The sequence below is a fragment of the Pseudomonas sp. URMO17WK12:I6 genome (assembly GCF_003253625.1).
Lineage (GTDB): Bacteria > Pseudomonadota > Gammaproteobacteria > Pseudomonadales > Pseudomonadaceae > Aquipseudomonas.
Window position 1 is genome coordinate 237,397 of record NZ_QKYZ01000001.1, and the last position, 24,262, is coordinate 261,658.

Here is a 24,262-nt window from a genome sequence, read left to right on the forward strand (position 1 = left end):
CGAGGAGAACGATCATGGGTCGTCTAGCGCTGTTTGTACTTACTGCCTGCCTGAGCGTCACCGCCATGGCCGCCGACGTCATCAAAAGCGAACGCCAGGAAACATTTGGCGATGTGACAGTGCACTACAACACCTTCAACTCGACTTATCTGACACCGGACATCGCCAAGGCTGCCGAGCTGATCCGCAGCAAGAACCAGGGCGTGATCAACGTGTCGGTGATCAAGGACGGCAAACCGCAAACCGCACAAGTCAGCGGGACGGTCAAAGACCTGACCAGCCAAAGCGTCCCATTGCAGTTCAAACAGATCACCGAAACCGGCGCGGTCTACTACATCGCCCAGTATCCGGTGCCACAGCAGGAAATCCGCACCTTTGAAATCAAGGTGCAGACCGGTGACAAAATCAACACCATCAATTTCAACCAAGAGCTCTTCCCCGGCGAATGATCAATTTCACGCAACTCGTACTGGCCAGCCATAACGCCGGCAAACTCAAGGAACTCCAGGCCATGCTGGGCGAATCGGTGCACTTGCGCTCGATCGGCGAGTTCAGCAGCGTCGAACCTGAAGAAACCGGCCTGTCGTTCGTCGAAAACGCCATTCTCAAGGCCCGCAATGCCTCGCGTATTTCCGGCCTGCCGGCCTTGGCCGACGATTCGGGGCTGGCAGTGGATTTCCTTGGCGGTGCGCCGGGTATCTATTCGGCCCGTTATGCTGATGGCAAAGGCGATGCGGCGAACAACGCCAAACTGCTCGACGTCATGAAAGACGTGCCGCAAGCCGAGCGCGGCGCGCAATTCGTCTGCGTGTTGGCGCTGGTGCGTCATGCCGACGATCCGTTGCCAATCCTTTGCGAAGGCCTGTGGCATGGGCGCATCCTGACCCAGGCCAGCGGTGAGCACGGTTTTGGCTACGATCCGCTGTTCTGGGTGCCGGAGCGCGAGTGCTCCAGCGCCGAGCTTAAGCCCAGCGACAAGAACCAGATCAGTCACCGCGCCCGTGCAATGGATCTGCTGCGCCAGCGTCTGGGCTTGAAATGACCATTGAATCGTCCGCGTCGCCGCTGATCTTCGGCGGCGCGCATTCGCCTCGGGCCGCTTTGCCTGTGCTGCCGCCCTTGGCGCTGTACATCCACATCCCGTGGTGTGTACGCAAATGCCCTTATTGCGACTTCAACTCCCACACCGCCAGCCCAGTGCTGCCGGAACAAGAGTATGTGGACGCCCTGCTCTCCGACCTCGATCAGGACCTGCATGCGGTCTATGGCCGCGAACTGAGTTCGATCTTCTTTGGTGGCGGTACGCCGAGCCTGTTCAGCGCCGAGGCGTTGGGCCGTTTGCTCAAGGGTGTCGAGCAACGTATTCCGTTTGCCAGCGACATAGAAATCACCCTGGAAGCCAACCCAGGAACGTTCGAGCAGGAGAAATTCCGCGCTTACCGGGCGCTGGGCATCAATCGCCTGTCGATCGGTATCCAGAGCTTTCAGGAAGAAAAACTCAAGGCGCTGGGGCGGATCCACAACGGCGATGAAGCCGTGCGTGCCGCCGACATGGCGCGCCAGGCTGGCTTCGACAACTTCAATCTGGACCTGATGCACGGTTTGCCCGATCAGACGCTGGACGATGCCCTGAGCGACCTGCGCCAGGCCATCGCCCTGAAGCCGACGCACCTGTCCTGGTATCAGCTGACCCTGGAGCCGAACACGGTGTTCTGGAACCAGCCGCCGACGCTGCCGGAAGATGACGCCCTGTGGGACATTCAAGAGGCCGGCCAGGCGCTGTTGGCCGAGCACGGTTACGCGCAGTACGAAGTCTCGGCCTATGCCCAGCCCGGCCGTCCGGCGCGGCATAACCTCAATTACTGGAGTTTCGGCGACTTCATCGGCATCGGCGCCGGTGCCCACGGCAAGCTCAGCCATCCGGACGGGCGCATCGTACGCACCTGGAAGACTCGCCTGCCGAAGGATTACCTCAATCCGGCCAAAAGCTTCAAGGCTGGCGAGAAAGCGCTGACCAACGAAGAACTGCCGTTCGAGTTCCTGATGAACGCCTTGCGCCTGACCGAGGGCGTCGAAGCGCGGTTGTATACGGAGCGCACCGGGCTGCCCCTGGAAAGCCTTGCCGAAGGCCGCCGAGAGGCCGAACAAAGTGGCTTGTTGCAGGTCGAACCGTCACGTCTGGCAGCCACGATGCGCGGACAACTCTTTCTCAATGACTTGCTGCAGACTTTTCTGACATAAGGAAATCGAATGGATCTGGTACTCGACCTGCTCGCCACCGTGTCCCGCTGGAGCCGTAGCAACCTGTCGGAAATCTCTCTGGCACTGGTGGGCTGCCTGCTCGTGCTGTTTGGCGCCGACCTCAAGGGCTGGGTCGACCAACGCCTGGGCAGCATCGCCGGCGCCTTGCGCATCCCGCTGATGGCCCTGCTGTGCATGGTCGGCAGCGGCGTAGCACTGATCTATGCCACGCCATGGATCATCAAAGGCTTGAGCCAGTTCAACAACTACAGCCTGGCGCCGGTGTTGTTGGTGGTGCTGGTGTTGATCGGGGTTGTGGCAGACCGCCGCTGACTTCGAATAACACACAAAAAAATGTGGGAGCGGCGCACCGCCGCTCCCACATTTTGTATTGCGTTACGGCTTAGGACTGCTTTTCGAACTTCAGATCCCACACGCCATGCCCAAGACGTTCGCCGCGGCGTTCGAACTTGGTGATCGGGCGTTCGGCCGGGCGCGGCACGCACTTACCGTCTTCGGCGAGGTTGCGATAGCCCGGGGCGACGTTCATCACTTCCAGCATGTACTCGGCGTACGGTTCCCAGTCGGTGGCCATGTGCAACACACCGCCGACCTTCAACTTGCTACGCACCAGTTCAGCGAACGATGCCTGAACGATACGACGCTTGTGGTGACGGCTCTTGTGCCACGGATCCGGGAAAAACAGCATCAGGCGGTCGAGGCTGTTGTCGGCGATGCAACGGTTGAGCACTTCGATCGCATCGCAATCGTAGACACGCAGGTTGGTCAGGCCCTGAGTCAGCACGCCATTGAGCAGCGCGCCAACACCCGGACGGTGAACTTCAACGCCAATGAAATCCTGCTCCGGCGAGGCCGCGGCCATTTCCAACAGCGAATGGCCCATGCCGAAACCGATTTCCAGCGAGCGCGGCGCCGAACGGCCGAACACCTGGTCGAAATCCACCGGCGCATCGGCCAGAGGCAGCACGAACAGCGGAGCGCCCTGCTCCAGGCCGCGTTGCTGGCCTTCGGTCATGCGCCCGGCGCGCATCACGAAACTCTTGATGCGGCGGTGTTGGCGCTCTTCGCCTTCTTCCTGCTGGATAGGCGTGTCGTTTGATTCAGTCATCAATGGCTCTTACTTGATCAGACCATCCAGCGGCGAGGAGGCGCTGGCATAGAGTTTTTTCGGCATGCGGCCCGCGAGGTAGGCCAGACGACCTGCCACGATGGCGTGTTTCATGGCTTCAGCCATCATGATCGGCTGCTGGGCATGGGCGATGGCCGAGTTCATCAGCACCGCTTCACAGCCCAGCTCCATGGCGATGGTGGCGTCGGAGGCAGTACCGACACCGGCATCCACCAGCACCGGAATTTTCGCCTCTTCGAGGATGATCTGCAGGTTGTACGGGTTGCAGATCCCCAGGCCCGAGCCGATCAGACCAGCCAGCGGCATGACTGCGATACAGCCGATTTCCGCCAGTTGACGGGCAATGATCGGATCATCGCTGGTGTACACCATCACGTCGAAGCCTTCCTTGACCAGCACTTCGGCGGCCTTGAGGGTTTCGATCACGTTGGGGAACAGGGTTTTCTGATCCGCCAGCACTTCCAGCTTCACCAGGTTGTGGCCGTCGAGCAGCTCACGGGCCAGGCGGCAGGTGCGCACGGCTTCAATGGCGTCGTAGCAACCGGCAGTGTTCGGCAGGAAGGTGTAGCGATCCGGCGACAGGACTTCGAGCAGGTTCGGTTCGCCCGGGTTCTGGCCGAGGTTGGTCCGGCGCACGGCGAAGGTGACGATCTCGGCACCCGAAGCCTCGATGGCCAGGCGGGTTTCTTCCATGTCACGGTACTTGCCGGTGCCTACCAGCAAACGCGACTGGTAAGTACGACCGGCCAGGACGAAGGGCTTGTCGCTACGAACGATGCTCATGGGAAATCCTCTGTTGGGGTGAGGTTCTTGCAGAATGATTCTGTGGCCGCTCGGGCCGGGCGGCTAGCCGCCGCCGATGGCGTGTACCACTTCGACCGAGTCGCCGTCGTTCAGCGTGGTTTCAGCGTGCTGGCTGCGCGGGACGATATCCAGATTGAGCTCGACCGCCACCCGGCGCCCGGTCAGTTCCAGACGGGTCAGCAGGGCCGCAACGGTTTCACCGTCGGGCAGTTCAAGGGATTCGCCGTTCAACTGAATGCGCATGCCGAATGCCGCCATCATTTTTAGGGGCTGGCATTCTAGCCCGATCAGACTTGGCGACCCAAGCCATTCGTCACGAAATGGACTGCGTGGTCAGCTCAGCCGCCAGGCGGCTAGCCCCAGGCAAACCCAGCCGACCAGAAACGCGAGACCGCCGAACGGTGTAACGATCCCAAGCTTGCTGACGCCAGTCATCGTCAACAAATACAGGCTGCCGGAAAACAACACAATGCCAATGGCAAACGAGGCGCCGGCCCAGGTAATCAGACGACCGGGAATCTGCGTGGCCAGCAATGCAACACCCAGCAACGCCAGGGTATGCACCAGTTGATAAGTGACGCCCGTGTGGAAAATCGCCAAATACTCAGGCGTCAGGCGGTTTTTCAGGCCGTGGGCGGCGAATGCGCCCAAGGCAACGCCGGTGAAACCGAAGAAAGCGGCTAGCATCAGAAAGCTACGCAGCATGAAGAACTCCAGTCAGACTCGATCAGCAGGGTCTGTATAATGGCCGGCTCAACGGGTTCGGCCAAGCCATCTCTATGCTGCAGTTAATTTTCCGTCGTTTCACAAAGGCCCTGCTCTGGTTCGCGGCCGGCAGTGTTTTGCTGGTTCTGCTGTTTCGGGTGGTGCCGCCACCAGGAACGGCGTTGATGGTCGAGCGCAAGATCGAATCCTGGATCGACGGCGAGCCCATCGATCTGCAACGCACCTGGAAACCCTGGGATGAAATCTCCGACGACCTGAAAGTCGCGGTGATTGCCGGTGAAGACCAGAAGTTTGCCGAGCATTGGGGCTTTGATTTCAGCGCGATTCAGGCGGCGTTTGCACATAACGAGCGCGGCGGCTCGATTCGCGGCGCAAGCACCCTGAGCCAGCAAGTGTCGAAAAACCTGTTTCTGTGGTCTGGCCGCAGCTGGCTGCGTAAAGGCCTGGAAGCCTGGTTTACCGGGCTGATCGAAGTGTTCTGGCCCAAGCAGCGGATTCTTGAGGTATACCTCAATAGCGTCGAGTGGGATGAAGGTGTGTTCGGCGCCGAAGCGGCGGCCCGGCATCACTTTGGCGTGGGCGCTGGTTCGCTGTCCCGGCAGCAGGCAAGTTTGTTGGCCGCGGTACTGCCGAACCCGCGGGTGTGGAGTGCCAGCCATCCGACTTCTTACGTTGCAAGGCGGGCGGGGTGGATTCGCCAGCAGATGAATCAGTTGGGCGGGGACAGCTATCTGGTCGGCCTCAACGATTCCCGCCGGGCGCCATGGGCTCAATGACACCGAAGATCCCACAAAGTCGACGCTAAACCGGAAATTGGGCAGAAACAAAAACGCCCCGATCAATGATCGGGGCGTTTTTTATTGCCTTCGCGCGGGTTACGCAGCGATCGACAACTTGAGCTTGTTCATCGCGCTCTTCTCGAGCTGACGAATACGCTCGGCCGACACGTTGTACTTCTGCGCCAGGTCGTGCAGCGTGGCTTTTTCTTCTGCCAGCCAGCGCTGGTAGAGAATGTCGCGGCTGCGGTCGTCCAGCACTTCAAGCGCTTCGTGCAGGTTGTGGTTGGAGTTGTCGCTCCAGTCGGCATCTTCCAGTTGACGGGCCGGGTCGTACCGGTGGTCTTCCAGGTAGTTGGCCGGCGATTGGAAGGCACTGTCGTCGTCCGCTTCCGCGGCCGGGTCGAAGGCCATGTCATGGCCGGTCAGGCGACTTTCCATCTCGCGCACTTCCCGCGGCTCTACGCCGAGGCTTTCCGCCACACGGTGGACTTCCTCGTTGTTCAGCCAGGCCAGACGTTTCTTCTGGCTGCGCAGGTTGAAGAACAGCTTGCGCTGAGCCTTGGTGGTCGCGACTTTGACGATCCGCCAGTTGCGCAGGATGAACTCGTGGATTTCCGCCTTGATCCAGTGCACCGCAAAGGACACCAGGCGCACACCCATTTCCGGGTTGAAACGCTTGACCGCTTTCATCAGGCCGACGTTGCCTTCCTGGATCAGGTCAGCCTGGGCCAGGCCGTAACCGGAATAGCTACGGGCAATGTGTACGACAAAACGCAGGTGGGCGAGCACCATCTGCCGAGCCGCCCCCAAATCCTGCTCATAATAGAGACTCTCGGCCAGTTCACGCTCCTGCTCCGGCGTCAGCAATGGAATGCTGTTCACCGTGTGCACATAGGCCTCCAGGTTCGCACCCGGGACCAGAGCATATGCAGGTTGCAAAGAATTGGTCATACGAAAAAACCTCCGACTTACATAACTCGTGCAGTTCAGCACTGCGAAAATTGACCGGAAACCAAAAAACAAGTTCCCATAAACGCTGAAAGGTCAATACGAGCAAAATGATATTACTTTGGCGCAAGCTCCCGCAGGTGGCGTGCGACTGCAATCCATGCACCGATATACCCCAACAGCACCGCGCCAAGCAAGAGCGACAGACCGTCGGCAACTGGCACTCCGGCCAGCGCAAAATCACTGCCGTACAAACCGGCCAGTCCAACCACCGCGTCGTTCAGCCAGTTCAGGCCGAACGCCAATACGCCCCAGGAAAGAATCCCCGCACCGAAGCCATATAGCGCGCCCATGTACAGAAAGGGCCTGCGCACATAACTGTCCGTGCCGCCGACGAGTTTAATCACTTCTATCTCTGTGCGGCGGTTTTCAATATGAAGACGAATGGTATTGCCTATCACCAAAAGTAATGCAGAAACCAAAAGCACGGTCAGACCGAAGACAAAACGGTCGCCCAGCTTGAGGATGGCCGCCAGACGCTCGACCCAGACTAGATCAAGTTGCGCCTGTTGTACCTTCGGCAACTCGGAAAGTTTTTGTCGTAATGCTTCAAGCGCAGGCTTGTCGACCTCTTTCGGAGTCACCAGAACCACGCCTGGCAGCGGGTTTTCCGGCAGTTCCTTAAGGGCTTCGCCCAGACCGGACTGCTGCTGGAACTCTTCCAGTGCCTGATCGCGGCCCACGTATTCGGCATCCGCTACCCCCGGCATGCCTTTGATCTGCTCACGCAACGACTCACCCTCGGCAGGGCTGGCCTCAAGTTGCAGGTACAGGGAAATCTGCGCCGCACGCTGCCAGGAGCCACCGAGACGCTCGACGTTATTCAGCAAAAGTGACAGCCCCATCGGCAAGCTCAGGGCCACCGCCATCACCATGCAGGTGAAAAAGCTGCCGATCGGGTGCTTGCCCAAGCGACGCAAGCTGTCCAGCAAACTGGCACGATGACTTTCGATCCAGGCGCGGAACAGCGTGGCGAAATCCGGGCCATCGTCATCGTCGCGTTTTTTCTTCTGCTGTGGTTGCGGGTCGGCGGCCTTCGGGGCCACACGCTCGGAAACCTTGGGGCTACGTGTCGCACTCATACGCCGGCCTCCCCGTCGCCGATCAATCGACCACGCTGCAGGGTCAGCATGCGATGACGCATGCGGGCAATCAGCGCCAGGTCGTGACTGGCGATCAGCACGCTGGTGCCCAGACGGTTGATGTCTTCGAACACGCCCATGATTTCTGCCGCCAGACGCGGGTCGAGGTTACCGGTCGGTTCATCCGCCAGCAGCAAGGCCGGGCGGTGAACGATGGCGCGAGCGATGCCGACGCGCTGTTGCTGGCCGGTAGACAGGTCGCCAGGGTAGAGATCGGTTTTGTCCGAGAGTGCCACGCGCTCCAGGGCCGAGTCCACGCGCTTGACGACCTCGGCCTTGGACAGGCCAAGGATCTGCAACGGCAACGCGACGTTATTGAACACCGTGCGATCGAACAGCAACTGGTGGTTCTGGAACACCACGCCGATCTGTCGGCGCAGGAACGGAATCTGTGCGTTGCTGATGGTGCTCAGGTCTTGCCCGGCCAGCAGCAATTTGCCGGTGGTCGGACGTTCCATGGCCAGCAACAGCCGCAACAAGGTGCTTTTACCGGCGCCGGAATGGCCGGTGACAAACAAGAATTCGCCCCGACGGACTCGAAAGCTCAGCTCATGCAAGCCGACGTGACCGTTCGGGTAGCGTTTACCGACCTGTTCGAAACGAATCATGAACGCTCCCGCTCGGCAAACAATGCCTGGACAAAGGGTTCTGCTTCAAAAGTACGCAAATCGTCGATGCCTTCACCAACGCCGATGTAACGGATCGGCAAGCCAAACTGCTTGGCCAGGGCGAAAATCACCCCACCCTTGGCGGTGCCGTCGAGTTTGGTCAGCGCCAGGCCGGTCAATTCGACGGTCTGGTTGAATTGCTTGGCCTGGTTGATGGCGTTCTGGCCGGTACCGGCGTCGAGCACCAACAGCACCTCATGAGGCGCGTCGGCATCGAGCTTGCCGATCACCCGGCGAACCTTCTTCAACTCTTCCATCAAATTGTCTTTGGTGTGCAGGCGACCGGCGGTGTCGGCGATCAACACATCAATGCCACGGGCCTTGGCGGCCTGCACAGCGTCGAAAATTACCGAAGCCGAGTCGGCGCCGGTGTGCTGGGCGATCACCGGGATCTTGTTGCGCTCGCCCCAGACCTGCAGTTGCTCGACCGCTGCGGCGCGGAAGGTGTCACCGGCGGCGAGCATGACTTTCTTGCCTTCCAGTTGCAGCTTCTTCGCCAGCTTGCCGATGGTGGTGGTTTTGCCGGCACCGTTGACGCCGACCACCAGAATCACGAACGGCTTGTTCTGCGAGGTGATTTTCAGCGGCTGCTCGACCGGTTTGAGCATCGCTGCCAATTCGGCTTGCAGGGATTTGTACAGCGCGTCGGCATCGGCCAGCTCCTTGCGGGCGACTTTCTGAGTCAGGCGCTGAATGATCACCGACGTCGCTTCGACGCCGACATCGGCGGTCAGCAGACGGGTTTCGATGTCTTCGAGCAGTTCGTCATCAATGGTTTTCTTGCCGAGGAACAGGCTGGCCATGCCCTCGCCAATGCTGGCACTGGTCTTGGACAGGCCTTGCTTGAGACGGGCGAAGAAACCGGCTTTGGTCTCTTCGGTACGCACAGGCTCGACTGGAGTTTCGAGGGGCGCAACCGGTGTGGCGGCAACAGGAGCGATGACGGGTGCAGGCGCAGGCGCTGGAGCAACCGGAGCAACCGGAGCAACAAATGCTGGCACTGCCGGCTCTGTAACCACTGGAGCAGGTTCGGCCACGAACACGGGCGCAACGGCTGCCGGTGCAACGACTGCCGGCTCAACCACTGGCGCCCGAACCGGCTCCGGAGCAAACGCAGTCGGGGCCGGAATCGGTGGCGTGATGTGCGGCGCTTGCTCATCTTCAACCAACGCCACCGGCTCTTCCGCTACCGGCAAAGTCAGCCACGGCGTAGCAACTGGCGTCAGCGGCAATGGGGCCGCGACTTCGGTTTCAGGTACGAGCGCGGCCGCAGGTTGCAGCACCGGCTCGGCAATCGGCGCAGGCTTTTGCTCTATAACCGGTGCCGGGGTTGGCACAGAAAGTGGCTGTGGCTGTTCGACAACGGGTTCCTGCGGCTTTTTGCGCAGCCATCCGAACAGGCTTTTCTTCTCACCAGCCGCAGCTGGGGTCTTCTTGTCGTCGTTGGAACCAAACATGGAGGACGGCTATCTCACGGTAGCGACGCGCCAAAAGGCGCCTCGGCAAATAAATAATTCGATGCTGAACAGACTGCGATTCATCCAGCTTGTTCACGCGCAACATTTTGTCGAGGAGCCAACGGCGCCTCAAAGGTCGACTAATACGAAGGACTGGAACGGCATCGTCGGCGAAAACGCAGAGTTTAGCTGACAAACTCAAAGCTTCTGCCGGTAACCCATACAACCTGCAAGCCGATCAAAGGCTTGATAGGCGTGGCCGCCAGTAAAACGGATCAGTATCCTAGCACCCTCTCGCCCGCCGACGCTAAGACCAAGCGGGCAGCCCAACAGGTTTAAAAACGAATGAATGCTCTAGCCCGCCGCGCTGCAGGCCTGCTGCTCAGCACAGTTTGTCTGCCCCTCTCGGCCCTGGCTGCCGATCCACAACCGACCCACGAATTCACCCTCGACAACGGCCTGAAGGTTGTCGTGCGCGAAGACCATCGTGCGCCGGTCGTCGTTTCCCAGATCTGGTACAAGGTCGGCTCCAGCTACGAGACCCCGGGCCAGACCGGGTTGTCCCACGCGCTGGAACACATGATGTTCAAGGGCAGCGAGAAAGTCGGCCCCGGCGAAGCCTCGCTGATCCTGCGCGACCTCGGCGCCGAGGAGAACGCCTTCACCAGCGACGACTTCACCGCGTATTACCAGGTGCTGGCCCGCGACCGTCTGGGCGTGGCCTTCGAACTGGAAGCCGACCGCATGGCCAACCTGCGCCTGCCGGCCGACGAGTTCACCCGCGAAATCGAGGTGATCAAAGAAGAGCGTCGCCTGCGCACCGACGACAAGCCGATGTCCAAGGCCTACGAACGTTTCATGGCCATGGCCTACCCCGCCAGCGGTTACCACACGCCGACCATCGGCTGGATGGCCGACCTCGACCGCATGAAAGTCGAAGAACTGCGCCATTGGTACCAGTCCTGGTATGTGCCGAACAACGCCACTCTGGTGGTGGTCGGCGATGTGACCCCGGACGAAGTCAAAACACTGGCCCAGCGTTACTTCGGCCCGATCGCCAAGCGCGACGTGCCACCGGCGAAAATCCCGCTGGAGCTGGCTGAGCCCGGCGAACGCAAGATCACCCTGCATGTGCAGACCCAATTGCCGAGCCTGATGCTGGCCTTCAACGTGCCGAGCATTGCCACCGCCGAAGACAAACGCTCGGTGAACGCCCTGCGCTTGATTTCCGCCCTGCTTGACGGCGGCTACAGCGGCCGCATCCCGACGCAACTGGAACGCGGCGAAGAGCTGGTGTCCGGCGGGTCGTCGAGCTACGACGCCTATACCCGTGGCGACAGCCTGTTCACCTTGTCGGCTTCGCCGAACACCCAGAAAAATAAAACCATGGCCCAGGCCGAAGCCGGCCTGTGGAAACTGCTCGAACAACTGAAAACCACCGCGCCATCCGCTGAAGAACTGGAGCGGGTACGAGCGCAGGTCATTGCCGGCCTGGTTTTTGAGCGTGACTCGATCACCAGCCAGGCCACCGCCATCGGACAGTTGGAAACCGTCGGCCTGTCCTGGAAACTGATGGACACCGAACTCGCCGACCTGGAAAGCGTGACCCCGCAAGATATCCAGAAGGCCGCCAAGCTGTATTTCACCCGCGAACGTCTCAGCGTCGCCCATGTACTGCCACAGGAGACGACTCATGAGTGAGCGTAAAAAGTCGCGTCTGGCCCTGATTGGCCTGATCGCTGTTGCACTGATCGGGTCTGCCGCCTTCTATCTGTCAAAACCCGACGAGTCCAACGCCAGCGAAGCCCTCGACAAGGCCAAGTCCAGCCAAAAGCTGCAATCGCTGGCCGAACTCGACGGCAAGGCCCCAAGCCATCGCTCGCTGAACGTGCAGACCTGGAATACCGCCGAAGGCGCCAAGGTATTGTTCGTCGAAGCCCGTGAACTGCCGATGTTCGACATGCGCCTGATCTTCGCCGCCGGCAGCAGCCAGGACGGTGATGCACCCGGCCTGGCATTGCTGACCAACGCCATGCTCAACGAAGGTGTGGCCGGCAAAGATGTCGGCGCCATCGCTCAGGGCTTCGAAGGATTGGGGGCTGACTTCAGCAACGGCGCGTACAAGGACATGGCGCTTGCCTCCCTGCGCAGCCTCAGTGCCGTGGACAAACGCGAGCCTGCCTTGAAGCTGTTCGCTGAAGTCGTCGGCAAGCCGACCTTCCCCGCCGACTCGTTTGCGCGCATCAAGAACCAGATGCTCGCCGGCTTCGAATACCAGAAACAGAACCCCGGCAAACTCGCCAGCCTGGAGCTGATGAACCGCTTGTATGGCGATCACCCGTACGCACACTCCAGCGACGGCACAGCCAAGAGTATTCCCCCGATTACCCTGGCGCAGTTGCGAGCCTTCCATCAGAAAGCCTACGCCGCCGGCAACGTGGTGATTGCGCTGGTAGGCGACCTGTCGCGCACCGAGGCCGAGGCAGTTGCCGCCCAGGTGTCCGCCGACCTGCCCAAAGGCTCGGCCCTGGCGAAAATCGAACAACCGACCGACCCCAAGCCCAGCATCGGCCACATCGAGTTTCCGTCCAAACAGACCAACCTGATGATCGCGCAACTGGGTATCGACCGTGACGATCCGGATTACGCAGCGCTGTCCATGGGCAACCAGATTCTTGGCGGCGGCGGTTTCGGCACCCGGCTGATGAGCGAAGTGCGCGAGAAGCGTGGCTTGTCGTATGGCGTGTATTCGGGTTTCAGCCCGATGCAGGCTCGTGGCCCGTTCATGATCAACCTGCAAACCCGCGCCGAGATGAGCGAAGGCACCCTGAAACTGGTGCAGGATGTGCTCGCCGACTACCTTAAGACCGGCCCCACCGAGAAAGAACTCGACGACGCCAAGCGTGAACTGGCCGGCAGCTTCCCACTGTCCACCGCCAGCAACGCCGATATCGTCGGCCAGATCGGTGCCATGGGTTTCTACAACTTGCCTCTGAGTTACCTGGAAGACTTCATGCAACAGTCCCAGAGCCTAACCGTCGAGCAAGTCAAAGCCGCACTGAACAAACACCTGAGCACGGATAAACTGGTCATCGTCAGCGCTGGCCCGACCGTGCCACAAAAGCCGTTGCCGGCCCCAACTGACAAACCCGCCGAGCAACCGCTCGGGGTTCCGGAGCATTAATGGCCACTCGCCCAAAAAAACCTGTCCATAACGTGCATAACGGTGTGAACCAACTGCGCATCATCGGTGGCGAATGGCGCAGCCGAAAGCTGAGCTTCCCGGATGCCCCAGGCCTGCGCCCGACGCCGGACCGGGTGCGTGAAACCCTGTTCAACTGGCTCGCGCCTTACGTCGCCGGGGCCAAGGTACTCGATCCGTTTGCCGGCAGCGGCGCGCTGTTCCTGGAAGCCTTGTCCCGTGGCGCGGCCATGGGCCAGGCGCTGGACGCCAGCAACATCGCGGTGTCCAGCCTGAAAGAACATCTGGGCACCCTGCGCTGCACCAACGGCCAGGTACAGACTGCCGACGCCTTGCGCTATCTGGAAACCCAACCGGCCACGGCGTTCGACCTGGTATTCCTCGACCCGCCGTTCAATCAGAATCTGTTGCCTGTTGTTTGCACTCTGCTCGAAGAACGTCATTGGCTGGCCGACGATGCGTGGGTCTACACTGAAAGCGAAAGCGCACCGTCGATATTGGGTTTGCCAGAAAATTGGCGCCTGCATCGGGAGCAAAAATCGGGACGGGTGTACTACGCGTTGTGGCAACGTATGGCAGGGATCGCCGGCTAGTCCGGCCTGAGAAAACGGTGCGAAGCTCAGTCAGCTAACGCTGCGGGTACGCGCCGCAGCATCGAGAGCAATCGTGTCCCATCTGCCAGAACGTTTCACCCCTGCCTTCACGCCCGCCTACGGCCTGGGTAATCCGCACTTACAAACCTTGTGGGGACCGCTATGGCGCAAAACCACGCATATCGAGCGTGAGCGCGAGCGATTGTGGCTTGAAGATGGCGATTTCCTTGACCTGGACTGGCACGGCCCCCACAGCGCGAATGCACCGTTGGTGCTGGTATTGCACGGCCTGACCGGCTCGTCGAATTCGCCTTATGTGGCCGGCATGCAGAAAGCGCTGGGTGCACAGGGTTGGGCCAGCGTCGCGCTGAACTGGCGAGGTTGCTCCGGCGAGCCCAATCTGTTGCCGCGCAGTTACCATTCCGGGGCCAGTGAAGATTTGGCGGAAACCATCAGGCACCTGCGCACCCAACGCCCCCTCGCGCCGCTGTATGCGGTTGGTTATTCCATGGGCGGTAACGTGTTGCTCAAGCATCTGGGTGAAACCGGCAGCAACAGCGGTGTACTCGGTGCGGTGGCAGTGTCGGTGCCGTTTCGCCTCGATCACTGTGCCGATCGTATCAGCCAGGGTTTTTCCCAGTTCTACCAAGCGCATTTCATGCGAGAGATGGTCGCCTACATCAAGAACAAACAACGCAGATTCCAGCATGAGGGCCATGAGGTTGGCCTGGCGGCATTGGAGGCGCTGGGCTCTTTGGAGAACTTGCGCACCTTCTGGGATTTCGACGGCCGGGTCACCGCGCCGCTCAATGGTTTCGCCGATGCCGCGGATTACTATCGTCGCGCTTCGAGTCGTTATTTCCTTGGAGAGATTCGCACGCCGACCCTGATTATCCAGGCGGCTGACGATCCGTTTGTGTTTCCGCATAGCCTGCCGCAAGCCGACGAATTGTCCGCCAGCACTCAATTCGAGCTGCAGGCCAAGGGCGGGCATGTCGGTTTCGTCGAGGGCTCGTTCAGGCAACCGGGTTACTACCTGGAACGGCGTATTCCCCAATGGCTGGCCGCCACAGGGCGCAAGTAAACAGTGGAAGTCGATCAGGGCGAGTCGATCCACTTCTGGCAAACGGCACCGCTGGCCGGGGTCGAGTTGTTGTCCGCGCGCTACATCGAACACCGTTTCGCCCCGCATGTGCATGACGGCTATGTGATCGGCATGATCATGGCCGGCGCCCAGCGTTATCGCTATCGCGGTGCCGAGCATTTGGCGGGCAGCGGCACGCTGGTGCTGATCAACCCGGATGAACTGCACACTGGCCACAAAGGTACGGAAGACGGTTGGTTGTACCGGGCGTTTTATCCCGACAGCGGGCAAATTCTCTCGCTGCTGGAAGAGCTAGAACTGCCGAGCGACACCTTGCCGGTGTTTGGCGCCACGCTGTACCGCGACCCGGATCTGGTGAGGGGGTTCTGCCAACTGCATCGACTGCTGGAAAGTCCATCCACGGCCCTGCAGCAGCAAACGGTCTGGCGGGAAATGATGTTGTCGCTGTTGCAACGCCACGCAGCTGTTCCGATCGCCGGCAAACCCGGCAAGGAACACCGCGCGGTGACCTTGGCCAAAGAACGGCTGCAATCGCAATTGGCGGCGCCGCCCTCGCTGGAAGAACTGGCGGCGACGGTGAACCTGTCCCCTTTCCACTTCGCCCGGGTGTTCCGCCGCACCACCGGCATGCCGCCGCACGCCTGGCTGATGCAGCAGCGTATCGCTCGGGCACGGGCGTTGTTACAGGACGGCTGTCTGCCGCTGGAAGTCGCGACGCAACTGGGTTTTGCCGACCAGAGTCATCTGAGTCGGCAATTCAAGCAGGTTTATGGCGTTGGACCGGGAGCGTATCGCAGCGCGCGGCAGTTACCCGGTTGATGACAGCAAAGATCCAAATGTGGGAGCAAGCCAGCCCCCACATTGGCTCTGCGCTTACTCGCCGGTGGCGACGCCTCGCGCAGGGTCGTTGATCCACTCGCTCCACGAACCGGCATACAACGCCCCCAACGGATAACCCGCCAGGCACAGGGCGAACAGGTTGTGGCAGGCCGTCACGCCGGAACCGCAATACGCGACCAGCTCCGTCGGCGAACGATCACCGAGCTTCGCGGCAAACCGCTGCTTGAGCTGATCGGCGGGCAGAAAACGTCCGTCGCTGCCCAGGTTTTCGGTGAACGCGGCGCATTGTGCGCCGGGGATGTGCCCGGCAATCGGATCGATCGGTTCCACTTCGCCCTTGAAGCGCGGCATGGCGCGGGCGTCGAGCAAGGTCAACGCGGGCTGGCCGAGACGTTTCTGGAGCTGTTTGGCGCTGAGCACCAGCGAAGCATCCGGCGTCCCGGTGAAGGTGCCGCGATTAATCGACGGCGGATCAAGACTCAGGGGTAATCCGGCGGCATGCCAGGCTTTCAGCCCGCCATCGAGAATGAACACACCGTCGCGCTTGCCCAGCCAGGCCAGCAACCACCAGGCCCGCGCCGCGTAGGCGCCTGGACCGTCATCGTACAAAACCACTTCGCTGTCGGCATTGATGCCCCAGGCTTGCAGGCGCTCGATCAGCTTTTCGGGTTCAGGCAACGGATGACGCCCGGTAACCCCCTTGACCACCGCCCCGCTCAGATCACGCTCGAGATCGGCAAAACTCGACCCGGCAATATGCCCTTCGGCATAACTGCGCTGACCATAATCCGGGTCTTCGAGGGCAAAACGACAATCCAGAATCACCAGCCCCGGGGTCTCCTTTTTCAGGTCCAACGCTTGCGGGCTGATCAGTTGCGCAATGGGCATAACGGGCTCCTGTGATGTTGTCGATCTTGAATCCTAATGCACTTCTTCCAGCGCCTGGGCCAGTGGCACGTAAAATTCGTCGAACAGCGCATTTACCGCGTCGCGCGATTGATCGGTGACGAACCCGGCCTCAAGCACCAACACCTGATACACGCCGCGCTTAATAGCCTGTTCGCTCAAGTGGTTGGAGTTTTCCCGCGTGGTGCACAGAAACCGCACCCACGACGTGAGGATGATCCAGGCGTTCAGCGTCAGGGACTCGATCTGAACCTTATCCATGTTCAGGATGCCAGCGGCGACGAACCCTTCGTAAATGGCGGTGCCCTGGATCAGGCAGCGCTGGGAAAAGCGCCGGTAACGGGCGGCCAGCTCGGGATCGCTGTCGAGCAAGTGCTCGAGGTCGCGATGCAAAAAACGGTAACGCCACATGGCGGCGAGCAATTCCTTGAGGTAGAAGCGCTTGTCTTCGACCGTCGCGGCGCGGCCCTGGGGTGGGCGCAGGAAGCTGTCCACCAGGCTTTCGTACTCACTGAACAGCACAGCGATAATCGCCTGCTTGTTGGGGAAGTGGTAGTACAGGTTGCCCGGAGAAATCTCCATGTGGGCAGCAATGTGGTTGGTGCTGATGCTGCGCTCGCCCTGCTGATTGAACAGCTCCAGGCTGTTCTGCACGATGCGCTCGCTGGTTTTGATCCGAGGGGCCATGGCTTGAGCTTTAATTCAGAGTGCGGTGACGGGCATCTTACGACCTATCCGTGGGTGGATAAAACAAAGCTGCGTCAGGATGTCATTTGACTTTTTAGAGCATGGACTCTAAAAATCCCCTCATTACAATAAATCCGGAGCCGACCATGCCTGCTGACATCGCCTACCTGAAGAACTTGCAGCAGCCTCTGGACGAGCTCCAAACCCTGTTCGATGCTCAACGCGCCGCGTATGCAGGCAACCCGATGCCGCCGGCAGCTCAGCGCCAACAATGGCTAAAGGCACTGCGGGACCTGTTGAGCAATGAGCGCCAGGCCTTGATCGACGCCATCAGCCAGGATTTCAGCCACCGCAGCGCCGACGAAACCTTGCTCGCCGAATTGATGCCCAGTCTGCAGGGTATTCACTACGCCAGCCAACACCTCAAAAGCTGGATGAAGGCCTCGCGGCGTAAAGTCGGCATCGCCTTTCAACCCGCGTCGGCCAAAGTCGTTTATCAACCGCTGGGCGTAGTCGGGGTGATCGTGCCGTGGAACTACCCGTTGTATCTGGCCATCGGGCCACTGGTGGGGGCGCTGTCGGCGGGTAACCGGGTGATGCTCAAACTCAGCGAATCGACCCCCGCCACCGGTTTGCTGCTCAAGGAATTGCTGGGGCGGATATTCCCTCAAGACCTGGTTTGCGTGGTGCTCGGCGAGGCCGACATCGGCGTGGCGTTCTCCCGGTTGCGCTTCGATCACCTGCTGTTCACCGGCGCCACCAGCATCGGCAAACACGTGATGCGCGCCGCCGCCGAGAACCTGACTCCAGTGACCCTCGAACTGGGCGGCAAGTCCCCGGCCATCGTTTCCCGCGATGTGCCGCTCAAGGATGCCGCCGAACGCATCGCTTTCGGCAAGACCCTCAACGCCGGGCAAACCTGTGTCGCCCCGGACTACGTGCTGGTGCCCGAAGACCGCGTCGGCTCTTTCGTCGAAGCCTATCGCCAGGCAGTTCGCGGGTTTTATCCGACCCTGGCCGACAATCCGGACTACACCGCCATCATCAATGACCGACAACTGGCGCGGCTCAACGGCTACCTCAGCGACGCCACCAGCAAGGGCGCGCTGCTGATTCCGCTGTTCGATCAGGGCCAGGGCCGGCGCATGGGTCATAGCCTGCTGCTCAACGTCAGTGACGATATGACGGTGATGCAGGACGAAATCTTCGGCCCGCTGCTGCCAATCGTGCCGTACAAGGACCTCGATGAAGCGTTTGCCTACATCAACCAACGGCCTCGTCCGCTGGCGCTGTATTACTTCGGCTACGACAAGCGCGAGCAAAACCGCGTTCTCCAGGAAACCCATTCCGGCGGCGTATGCCTCAATGACACCTTGCTGCACGTTGCCCAGGACGACATGCCGTTCGGCGGCATCGGTGCCTCGGGCATGGGCCACTACCACGGCCATGAGGGCTTCCTGACCTTCAGCAAGGCCAAGGGTGTGCTGATCAAACAGCGCTTCAACGCGGCGAAGCTGATCTATCCACCGTATGGCAAAGCCATTCAGAAACTGATCCAGAAGCTGTTTGTCCGCTAACGATCAACACCGCCGGGTAATAACAATAATGAGCCCAAGCCTGTCCGACACACCCGCGCTGTCACGGCGCAGCCTGCTTAAATTCAGCCTGGGCGCCAGCGCCTTTCTGGCCACGGCCGGATTAGGCGCCAGCCTCAGCGGCTGCTCGTCGAGCACGGCGGCCAACGGTTTCGCGACTCTGCGCAGCGGTGACCTGTTGTTTCTGCGGGCACTGATCCCGGTAATGCTCGACGGCGCCGTGATCGTCGAGAAGATGCCGGCCGCCGTCGAAGGCACCCTCAAAAGCCTGGATTACAGCCTCGATCACCTGTCTGCGGAAATGCTCAAGCTGACCCGGCAATTGTTCGATGTGCTGGGGATGGGCATCACCCGCGGCCCACTGACCGGGATCTGGGGCAGCTGGGAAAACGCCAGCGGCGAAGATATCCGACACTTTCTCGACCGTTGGGAAAACAGCTCGCTGAGCTTGCTGCGCATGGGCCATAGCTCGTTGCTGCAAATGGTGATGATGGCGTGGTACAGCCGAGCGGAATCTTGGGTGCATTGTGGGTATCCGGGGCCGCCTACGGTCTGAAACCGTGGCGTCCCTTTCGCGGGCAAGCCGCCTCACCATCGCACCCAAAACATAACAACAAGAGACCCCGAACATGCCCGTACCCGATCCGTTTCGCGAAGGCCTGGCCCGTGGCTGGAAAACCTATAACGGTTCGCAATTGCCCCAGGACCTGACCCTCGAAGCGGATGTGGCGATCATCGGCAGCGGTGCCGGCGGCGGAACCACCGCCGAAATTCTCAGCGCAGCAGGCTACAAGGTCTTGCTCATCGAAGAAGGCCCACTCAAGACCAGCAGCGACTTCAAGATGCTCGAAGATCAGGCCTACACCAGCCTCTATCAGGAAGGCATCGGGCGCATGAGCAAGGATGGTGCGATCACCATCCTCCAGGGCCGGGCGGTGGGCGGTACCACACTGATCAACTGGACTTCGAGCTTTCGCACCCCGGATCCGACGCTCGAACACTGGGCCAAAGAACATGACGTCGTAGGCCACACACCGGCCGAGATGGCGCCCTGGTTCGAGAAAATGGAACAACGCCTGGGCGTCGCCCCGTGGCGGGTGCCGCCCAACGCCAACAACGACGTCATCCGCAAAGGCTGCGAAAAACTCGGCTACGCCTGGCATGTGATCCCGCGCAACGTGCGCGGCTGCTGGAACCTCGGCTACTGCGGCATGGGTTGCCCGACCAACGCCAAGCAATCGATGCTGGTCACGACCATCCCGGCGACCCTGGAAAAAGGTGGCGAGCTGCTCTATCTGGCCCGCGCTGAAAAGCTGTCGATCAAGGACGATAGGGTCACGGGTCTGCACTGTGTGGCGATGGATGAGCGTTGCGTTGCCCCTACCGGACGCACAATCACGGTCAAGGCACGGCATTACGTGCTGGCCGGCGGCGGAATCAACAGCCCGGCGCTGCTATTGCGTTCAGAGGCGCCGGATCCGCATGGGCGACTGGGAAAACGGACGTTCCTGCATTTGGTCAACATGTCCGCCGGGCTGTTCGACGAGGTGATCAACCCGTTCTACGGCGCGCCGCAGTCGATTTATTCCGACCATTTCCAGTGGCAGGACGGCATCACCGGCAAGATGTCCTACAAATTGGAGGTCCCACCGCTGCACCCGGCGCTGGCCACCACCCTGCTCGGTGGCTTCGGCACGGAAAACGCCCGGCACATGGAGAATCTGCCACATACCCACGCGATGCTGGCGTTGCTGCGAGACGGTTTTCACCCGGACAGCCCCGGCGGCAATGTCGAATTGCGCAGTGACGGCACGCCGGTGCTCGACTATCAGGTTTCACTGTATGCCTGGGACGGGTTGCGCCGGGCGTTCCATAGCATGGCCGAGATCCAGTTCGCCGGTGGCGCCAACGCCATGATGCCGATGCATGCCGACGCCCGTTACGTCAGAACCCTCACCGAAGCGCGTGCCTTGATCGATGGATTGAGCCTTGAGCTGTATCGCACGCGTCTGGGCAGTGCTCATGTAATGGGCGGTTGTGCCATGGGTGAAGACCCGAAAAACGCCGTGACCGATAGCCTCGGCCGACATCACCAACTGCACAATCTATCGATTCACGACGGCTCGCTATTCCCCACCAGCATTGGTGCAAATCCACAATTGTCGGTCTACGGACTGACGGCACAACTGGCGAATTCACTGGCCCAGCGTTTGAAAAACCCATGAAAACGAGGAATATTCCCATCGTCTATAGTGCTTTCTTACCCAACAGGCGACTTGGCCGACCGGGAAGGCTGCGATACCATCCGACTCCCCAACGGACTCCCGCCAGGACGACGCGATGAACCGAGTGTTGTACCCAGGTACCTTCGACCCTATTACCAAGGGCCATGGCGATCTGGTCGAACGCGCCTCGCGCCTGTTCGATCACGTGATCATCGCCGTCGCCGCCAGCCCGAAGAAAAACCCGCTGTTTCCCTTGGAACAACGTGTGGAGCTGGCCCGCGAGGTCACCAAACATTTGCCGAACGTTGAAGTCGTCGGCTTCTCGACGCTGCTCGCGCATTTCGCCAAAGAGCAGAACGCCAATGTATTCCTGCGTGGTTTGCGCGCGGTGTCGGACTTCGAATATGAATTCCAGCTGGCCAATATGAACCGCCAACTGGCACCGGATGTGGAAAGCCTGTTTCTTACCCCGTCCGAGCGTTATTCGTTCATTTCCTCGACACTGGTCCGTGAAATCGCGGCCCTGGGCGGCGATATCACCAAGTTCGTCCACCCGGTGGTGGCCGACGCCCTCACCGAACGCTTCAAAAAGTAGGCGCTGCCGAAGGCTGCGATCTGCTGCACTTGATCGCGCCCGCGTGCACTGCGGGCGCCAATGCGGCACAATTGTGCGCATTGGTTTATTGCGCCAGGGCCTGCCGCCCCGGCTGGAGTTAGCATGTCCCTGATCATCACCGACGATTGCATCAACTGCGACGTCTGCGAACCCGAGTGCCCGAACGCCGCTATTTCCCAGGGCGAAGAGATCTACGTGATCGACCCGAACCTGTGCACGCAATGTGTCGGCCACTATGACGAACCGCAATGCCAGCAGGTCTGCCCTGTGGATTGCATTCCACTGGACGAGGCCCATCCGGAAACTGAAGAACAGTTGATGGAGAAGTACCGGAAGATTACCGGTAAGGCTTGAAAGCCTGGAAAGATCGTCCGAAGGCGGCCCGAACCTTCGGACGATCTTTTTTATGCCTCACTCCCGCTGCTCAAACCCTTCCCCGACGCACCCCAGACACCGCACAAACGCCGCTTTCGCCGGGTCGACCACCAGCGCCTGCCCTGCATCGCCAATGCCGCCGCCCAACGCGGTAAATGGCAGCGACACCACAAACGCCCCGGCACCGATCACTGTCGCCACCACCAGCAACGGTCGGGCAATCAGCAGATCGCCAAGCATGGCGTAGGCCGGTGGATTCTGGATGGTGTAACGCGGGTCGCCGCTGCCGTTCTCAGTAGCCAGCGTGGGCGCAGCGATGCTCAGCAGCAGCGTGACGACAAAGGTTCGAAACAGATTCATGGCACGGTCCTTCGGCTAGGCAGTGAGAACACTGACTATAGACCGTAGCCGATATCAGCTCTGACAGCGCGGACAAAAGACACTGGCGCGCTGCCCGAGTTTGACTTCCCGCAGCCCCGTGCCACAGACCTTGCAGTGTTCACCACCACGGCCGTATACGAACAGCTCCTGCTGGAAGTACCCCGGCTGGCCGTCGCCGCCGATAAAGTCCCGCAACGTGGTGCCGCCCCGTTCGATGGCGAGCGCCAGGATGCGCTTGATCTCGATCGCCAGCTTCAAATAACGCCCCCGGGAAATGCTCTTGGCCTCGCGGCGCGGGTCGATGCCGGCAGCAAACAGCGCTTCGGTCGCGTAGATATTGCCGACGCCAACCACCACCGCGTTGTCCATGATGAACGGCTTGACCGCCATGGATCGCCCGCGGGACAGCTGGAACAGACGTTCGCCATCGAACAGATCGGTCAACGGCTCCGGCCCCAGACGAACCAGCAGTTCGTGATTCAGCGGGTCCAGACTCCAGAGCATCGCCCCGAACCGACGCGGGTCTGTGTAACGCAGGGCCAGGCCCGATTCCAGCTCGATGTCCACATGCTCATGCTTGGCCGCCGGCAAGCCGGCTTCCACCAGCCGCAGATTCCCCGACATGCCCAAATGGCTGATCAACGTGCCGACTTCGGCATTGATCAGTAAATACTTGGCCCGCCGTTCCACCAGCATGATGCGCTGGCCCGACAGCCGCACATCCAGGTCTTCGGGGATCGGCCAGCGCAGACGGCGCTCACGCACGATCACCCGGCTGACGCGCTGGCCTTCCAGGTGCGGTGCAATTCCGCGGCGGGTGGTTTCGACTTCCGGCAGTTCTGGCATGGGGCTCTCGAATCAGGCGAGGTTCGACACTCAACGTGTGGCGAGGTCGCGAATTTCTTGTTTCTGGGTTTCGAAATCGTATTCCGATAGACCGATGTAATCGAGCACCAGATGCCCGACATTGTTCCATTCGTGGTCTTCAGACTGGTTGCCCAGCACCCGATAGGAAGCACAAATGTGCTCGGCCATCTTCAGGATTGCCAGCAGGTTCTTCAGCGGCGTATTGCGGCACGACTCATCGCTGAAAATGGCCAGGGCATTGTGATGGTTGGCAATGGCCTGGGTGACATGTTCCGGCAGACGCCAGGACTTGGCGGTGTAATACCCGACCACGGCGTGGTTGGTGTTGTATTGCTTGTTCTCGGTATCCACCACGCGGCATTCGGCGCTGGCGTTGGCATAGGCCTGTTCCAGCACTTTCATGTAATCGGGGAATTTCTTGAGCATCAGCGGAATGCCGCAATCGTGGAACAGGCCCAGCGCATAAGCTTCATCGCCGGCCTGGACACCGACGCGCTTGGCCAGGCTCAGGCAGGTCATCGCCACGTCCTGCGCCGTGTCCCAGAAACGGTTGAGGGTGACGATGGTCTCGTCGTTCAGCTCGCCCTTGATCGACTGCGCGTTGATCAGGTTGATGATCGAACGACTGCCCAACAGGTTTACTGCACGCTGGATCGCGGTGATCTTGTTACTCAAGCCGTAGTACGGCGAATTGACGATTTTCAACAAAGCGCCCGAAAGGCCTGGGTCCTGGGAGATCAGTTTGGCGATCACCTCCAGGTCCGGGTCGGGCATATATTGCTCCATCTGCAGATCCACCATGATCTGCGGCTGGGCCGGCACACTGATGCCTTGCAGGGACTGTTGAATCTGTTCAGAAGACAGCTCTTGGGACATAAGTACGCACTCCGGGTCA

28 protein-coding genes are annotated in these 24,262 nt (G+C 60.4%); 15 read left to right on the forward strand and 13 right to left on the reverse strand.

The genetic code is table 11. From position 1 onward, the window contains the following. The first annotated feature begins 14 nt into the window (after positions 1–14). The 4 genes from F475_RS01115 to F475_RS01130 are packed head-to-tail and all read left to right on the forward strand — an operon-like array spanning position 15 to position 2,574. The gene (locus tag F475_RS01115; RefSeq protein ID WP_018928701.1) at positions 15–449 is read left to right on the forward strand and encodes a DUF4426 domain-containing protein; all 435 of its coding nucleotides are present in this window, start codon (positions 15–17) and stop codon (positions 447–449) included. After that, positions 446–1,042: an RdgB/HAM1 family non-canonical purine NTP pyrophosphatase gene (gene rdgB / locus F475_RS01120; protein WP_007939349.1), complete on the forward strand. Its 597-nt coding sequence runs from the start codon at positions 446–448 to the stop codon at positions 1,040–1,042. Before F475_RS01115 ends, rdgB begins: the two co-directional genes overlap by 4 nt. Next, a complete protein-coding gene (gene hemW, locus F475_RS01125; RefSeq protein WP_064620952.1) occupies positions 1,039–2,241 on the forward strand; it encodes a radical SAM family heme chaperone HemW in 1,203 nt (400 codons plus the stop codon). The genes rdgB and hemW overlap by 4 nt, the downstream gene beginning before the upstream one ends. Positions 2,242–2,250: 9 nt before the next feature. Beyond that, a complete protein-coding gene (locus tag F475_RS01130; RefSeq protein ID WP_018928699.1) occupies positions 2,251–2,574 on the forward strand; it encodes a DUF3392 domain-containing protein in 324 nt (107 codons plus the stop codon). A gap of 70 nt (positions 2,575–2,644) precedes the next feature. Here the strand turns inward: F475_RS01130 and trmB are convergent, their stop codons facing one another. From trmB to F475_RS01150, 4 genes are all read right to left on the reverse strand, one after another. Then, entirely contained in the window at positions 2,645–3,370 is a 726-nt protein-coding gene (trmB, locus tag F475_RS01135; RefSeq protein WP_018928698.1) for a tRNA (guanosine(46)-N7)-methyltransferase TrmB, read from the reverse strand. 9 nt (positions 3,371–3,379) lie between these two features. Further along, a complete protein-coding gene (locus tag F475_RS01140) occupies positions 3,380–4,174 on the reverse strand; it encodes a thiazole synthase (RefSeq protein ID WP_007939343.1) in 795 nt (264 codons plus the stop codon). Between the two features lie 63 nt (positions 4,175–4,237). Beyond that, positions 4,238–4,438 carry a sulfur carrier protein ThiS gene (gene thiS / locus F475_RS01145; protein WP_007897898.1) on the reverse strand — a complete coding sequence of 67 codons (201 nt, stop codon included), beginning with the start codon at positions 4,436–4,438 and terminating at the stop codon, positions 4,238–4,240. 90 nt (positions 4,439–4,528) lie between these two features. After that, positions 4,529–4,900 carry a DUF423 domain-containing protein gene (locus tag F475_RS01150; protein ID WP_111452978.1) on the reverse strand — a complete coding sequence of 124 codons (372 nt, stop codon included), beginning with the start codon at positions 4,898–4,900 and terminating at the stop codon, positions 4,529–4,531. A gap of 74 nt (positions 4,901–4,974) precedes the next feature. Here F475_RS01150 and mtgA point away from each other — a divergent pair, with 74 nt between their 5' ends. After that, a complete protein-coding gene (gene mtgA, locus F475_RS01155; RefSeq protein WP_111452979.1) occupies positions 4,975–5,697 on the forward strand; it encodes a monofunctional biosynthetic peptidoglycan transglycosylase in 723 nt (240 codons plus the stop codon). A gap of 99 nt (positions 5,698–5,796) precedes the next feature. Here mtgA and rpoH read toward each other — a convergent pair whose 3' ends face one another. The 4 genes from rpoH to ftsY form a co-directional block, all read right to left on the reverse strand. Next, on the reverse strand, positions 5,797–6,651 hold the full coding sequence (gene rpoH / locus F475_RS01160; RefSeq protein ID WP_007897890.1) for an RNA polymerase sigma factor RpoH: 855 nt from the start codon (positions 6,649–6,651) through the stop codon (positions 5,797–5,799). A 113-nt stretch (positions 6,652–6,764) separates the two neighbouring features. After that, positions 6,765–7,790, reverse strand: coding sequence for a permease-like cell division protein FtsX (gene ftsX, locus F475_RS01165; protein ID WP_018928695.1), 1,026 nt, complete (start codon positions 7,788–7,790; stop codon positions 6,765–6,767). Then, positions 7,787–8,458, reverse strand: a complete 672-nt coding sequence (gene ftsE, locus F475_RS01170; protein WP_018928694.1) for a cell division ATP-binding protein FtsE — start codon at positions 8,456–8,458, stop codon at positions 7,787–7,789. Before ftsE ends, ftsX begins: the two co-directional genes overlap by 4 nt. After that, complete coding sequence (gene ftsY / locus F475_RS01175) at positions 8,455–9,975, reverse strand: signal recognition particle-docking protein FtsY (protein WP_111452980.1); 1,521 nt, start codon at positions 9,973–9,975, stop codon at positions 8,455–8,457. Before ftsY ends, ftsE begins: the two co-directional genes overlap by 4 nt. A gap of 345 nt (positions 9,976–10,320) precedes the next feature. Here ftsY and F475_RS01185 point away from each other — a divergent pair, with 345 nt between their 5' ends. The 5 genes from F475_RS01185 (at position 10,321) to F475_RS01205 (ending at position 15,694) form a co-directional block, all read left to right on the forward strand. Next, entirely contained in the window at positions 10,321–11,676 is a 1,356-nt protein-coding gene (locus F475_RS01185; RefSeq protein WP_018928691.1) for a pitrilysin family protein, read from the forward strand. Further along, positions 11,669–13,159 carry a pitrilysin family protein gene (locus tag F475_RS01190; RefSeq protein ID WP_111452981.1) on the forward strand — a complete coding sequence of 497 codons (1,491 nt, stop codon included), beginning with the start codon at positions 11,669–11,671 and terminating at the stop codon, positions 13,157–13,159. The genes F475_RS01185 and F475_RS01190 overlap by 8 nt, the downstream gene beginning before the upstream one ends. Further along, the gene (gene rsmD / locus F475_RS01195; protein ID WP_018928689.1) at positions 13,159–13,770 is read left to right on the forward strand and encodes a 16S rRNA (guanine(966)-N(2))-methyltransferase RsmD; all 612 of its coding nucleotides are present in this window, start codon (positions 13,159–13,161) and stop codon (positions 13,768–13,770) included. The genes F475_RS01190 and rsmD overlap by 1 nt, the downstream gene beginning before the upstream one ends. A gap of 73 nt (positions 13,771–13,843) precedes the next feature. Then, positions 13,844–14,854, forward strand: coding sequence for a hydrolase (locus F475_RS01200; RefSeq protein ID WP_111452982.1), 1,011 nt, complete (start codon positions 13,844–13,846; stop codon positions 14,852–14,854). Positions 14,855–14,857: 3 nt separating this feature from the next. Beyond that, positions 14,858–15,694 (forward strand): AraC family transcriptional regulator, encoded by an 837-nt coding sequence (locus F475_RS01205; RefSeq protein WP_111452983.1) that lies wholly within the window; start codon positions 14,858–14,860, stop codon positions 15,692–15,694. A 54-nt stretch (positions 15,695–15,748) separates the two neighbouring features. Here the strand turns inward: F475_RS01205 and F475_RS01210 are convergent, their stop codons facing one another. Continuing rightward, entirely contained in the window at positions 15,749–16,603 is an 855-nt protein-coding gene (locus F475_RS01210; RefSeq protein ID WP_111452984.1) for a sulfurtransferase, read from the reverse strand. A gap of 33 nt (positions 16,604–16,636) precedes the next feature. Next, entirely contained in the window at positions 16,637–17,308 is a 672-nt protein-coding gene (locus tag F475_RS01215) for a TetR/AcrR family transcriptional regulator (protein ID WP_018928685.1), read from the reverse strand. Positions 17,309–17,454: 146 nt separating this feature from the next. Between F475_RS01215 and F475_RS01220 the strand changes: the two genes are divergently transcribed. The 5 genes from F475_RS01220 to F475_RS01245 all read left to right on the forward strand — a co-directional run bounded on the left by F475_RS01220 (position 17,455) and on the right by F475_RS01245 (position 22,098). Next, positions 17,455–18,885 carry a coniferyl aldehyde dehydrogenase gene (locus F475_RS01220; RefSeq protein WP_111452985.1) on the forward strand — a complete coding sequence of 477 codons (1,431 nt, stop codon included), beginning with the start codon at positions 17,455–17,457 and terminating at the stop codon, positions 18,883–18,885. A 28-nt stretch (positions 18,886–18,913) separates the two neighbouring features. Then, complete coding sequence (locus F475_RS01225; protein WP_111452986.1) at positions 18,914–19,459, forward strand: twin-arginine translocation pathway signal protein; 546 nt, start codon at positions 18,914–18,916, stop codon at positions 19,457–19,459. Positions 19,460–19,532: 73 nt separating this feature from the next. After that, on the forward strand, positions 19,533–21,128 hold the full coding sequence (locus F475_RS01230) for a GMC family oxidoreductase (RefSeq protein ID WP_111452987.1): 1,596 nt from the start codon (positions 19,533–19,535) through the stop codon (positions 21,126–21,128). A gap of 115 nt (positions 21,129–21,243) precedes the next feature. After that, positions 21,244–21,723, forward strand: a complete 480-nt coding sequence (gene coaD / locus F475_RS01235) for a pantetheine-phosphate adenylyltransferase (protein ID WP_007939322.1) — start codon at positions 21,244–21,246, stop codon at positions 21,721–21,723. A gap of 123 nt (positions 21,724–21,846) precedes the next feature. Next, positions 21,847–22,098 (forward strand): YfhL family 4Fe-4S dicluster ferredoxin, encoded by a 252-nt coding sequence (locus F475_RS01245; protein ID WP_003195146.1) that lies wholly within the window; start codon positions 21,847–21,849, stop codon positions 22,096–22,098. 57 nt (positions 22,099–22,155) lie between these two features. Here F475_RS01245 and F475_RS01250 read toward each other — a convergent pair whose 3' ends face one another. The 3 genes from F475_RS01250 to F475_RS01260 are packed head-to-tail and all read right to left on the reverse strand — an operon-like array spanning position 22,156 to position 24,189. Continuing rightward, positions 22,156–22,479: a multidrug transporter gene (locus tag F475_RS01250; protein WP_018928681.1), complete on the reverse strand. Its 324-nt coding sequence runs from the start codon at positions 22,477–22,479 to the stop codon at positions 22,156–22,158. Between the two features lie 54 nt (positions 22,480–22,533). Continuing rightward, a complete protein-coding gene (mutM, locus tag F475_RS01255; RefSeq protein ID WP_111452989.1) occupies positions 22,534–23,346 on the reverse strand; it encodes a bifunctional DNA-formamidopyrimidine glycosylase/DNA-(apurinic or apyrimidinic site) lyase in 813 nt (270 codons plus the stop codon). 30 nt (positions 23,347–23,376) lie between these two features. Beyond that, positions 23,377–24,189, reverse strand: a complete 813-nt coding sequence (locus F475_RS01260; RefSeq protein ID WP_172901221.1) for an HDOD domain-containing protein — start codon at positions 24,187–24,189, stop codon at positions 23,377–23,379. Positions 24,190–24,262 lie beyond the last annotated feature (73 nt).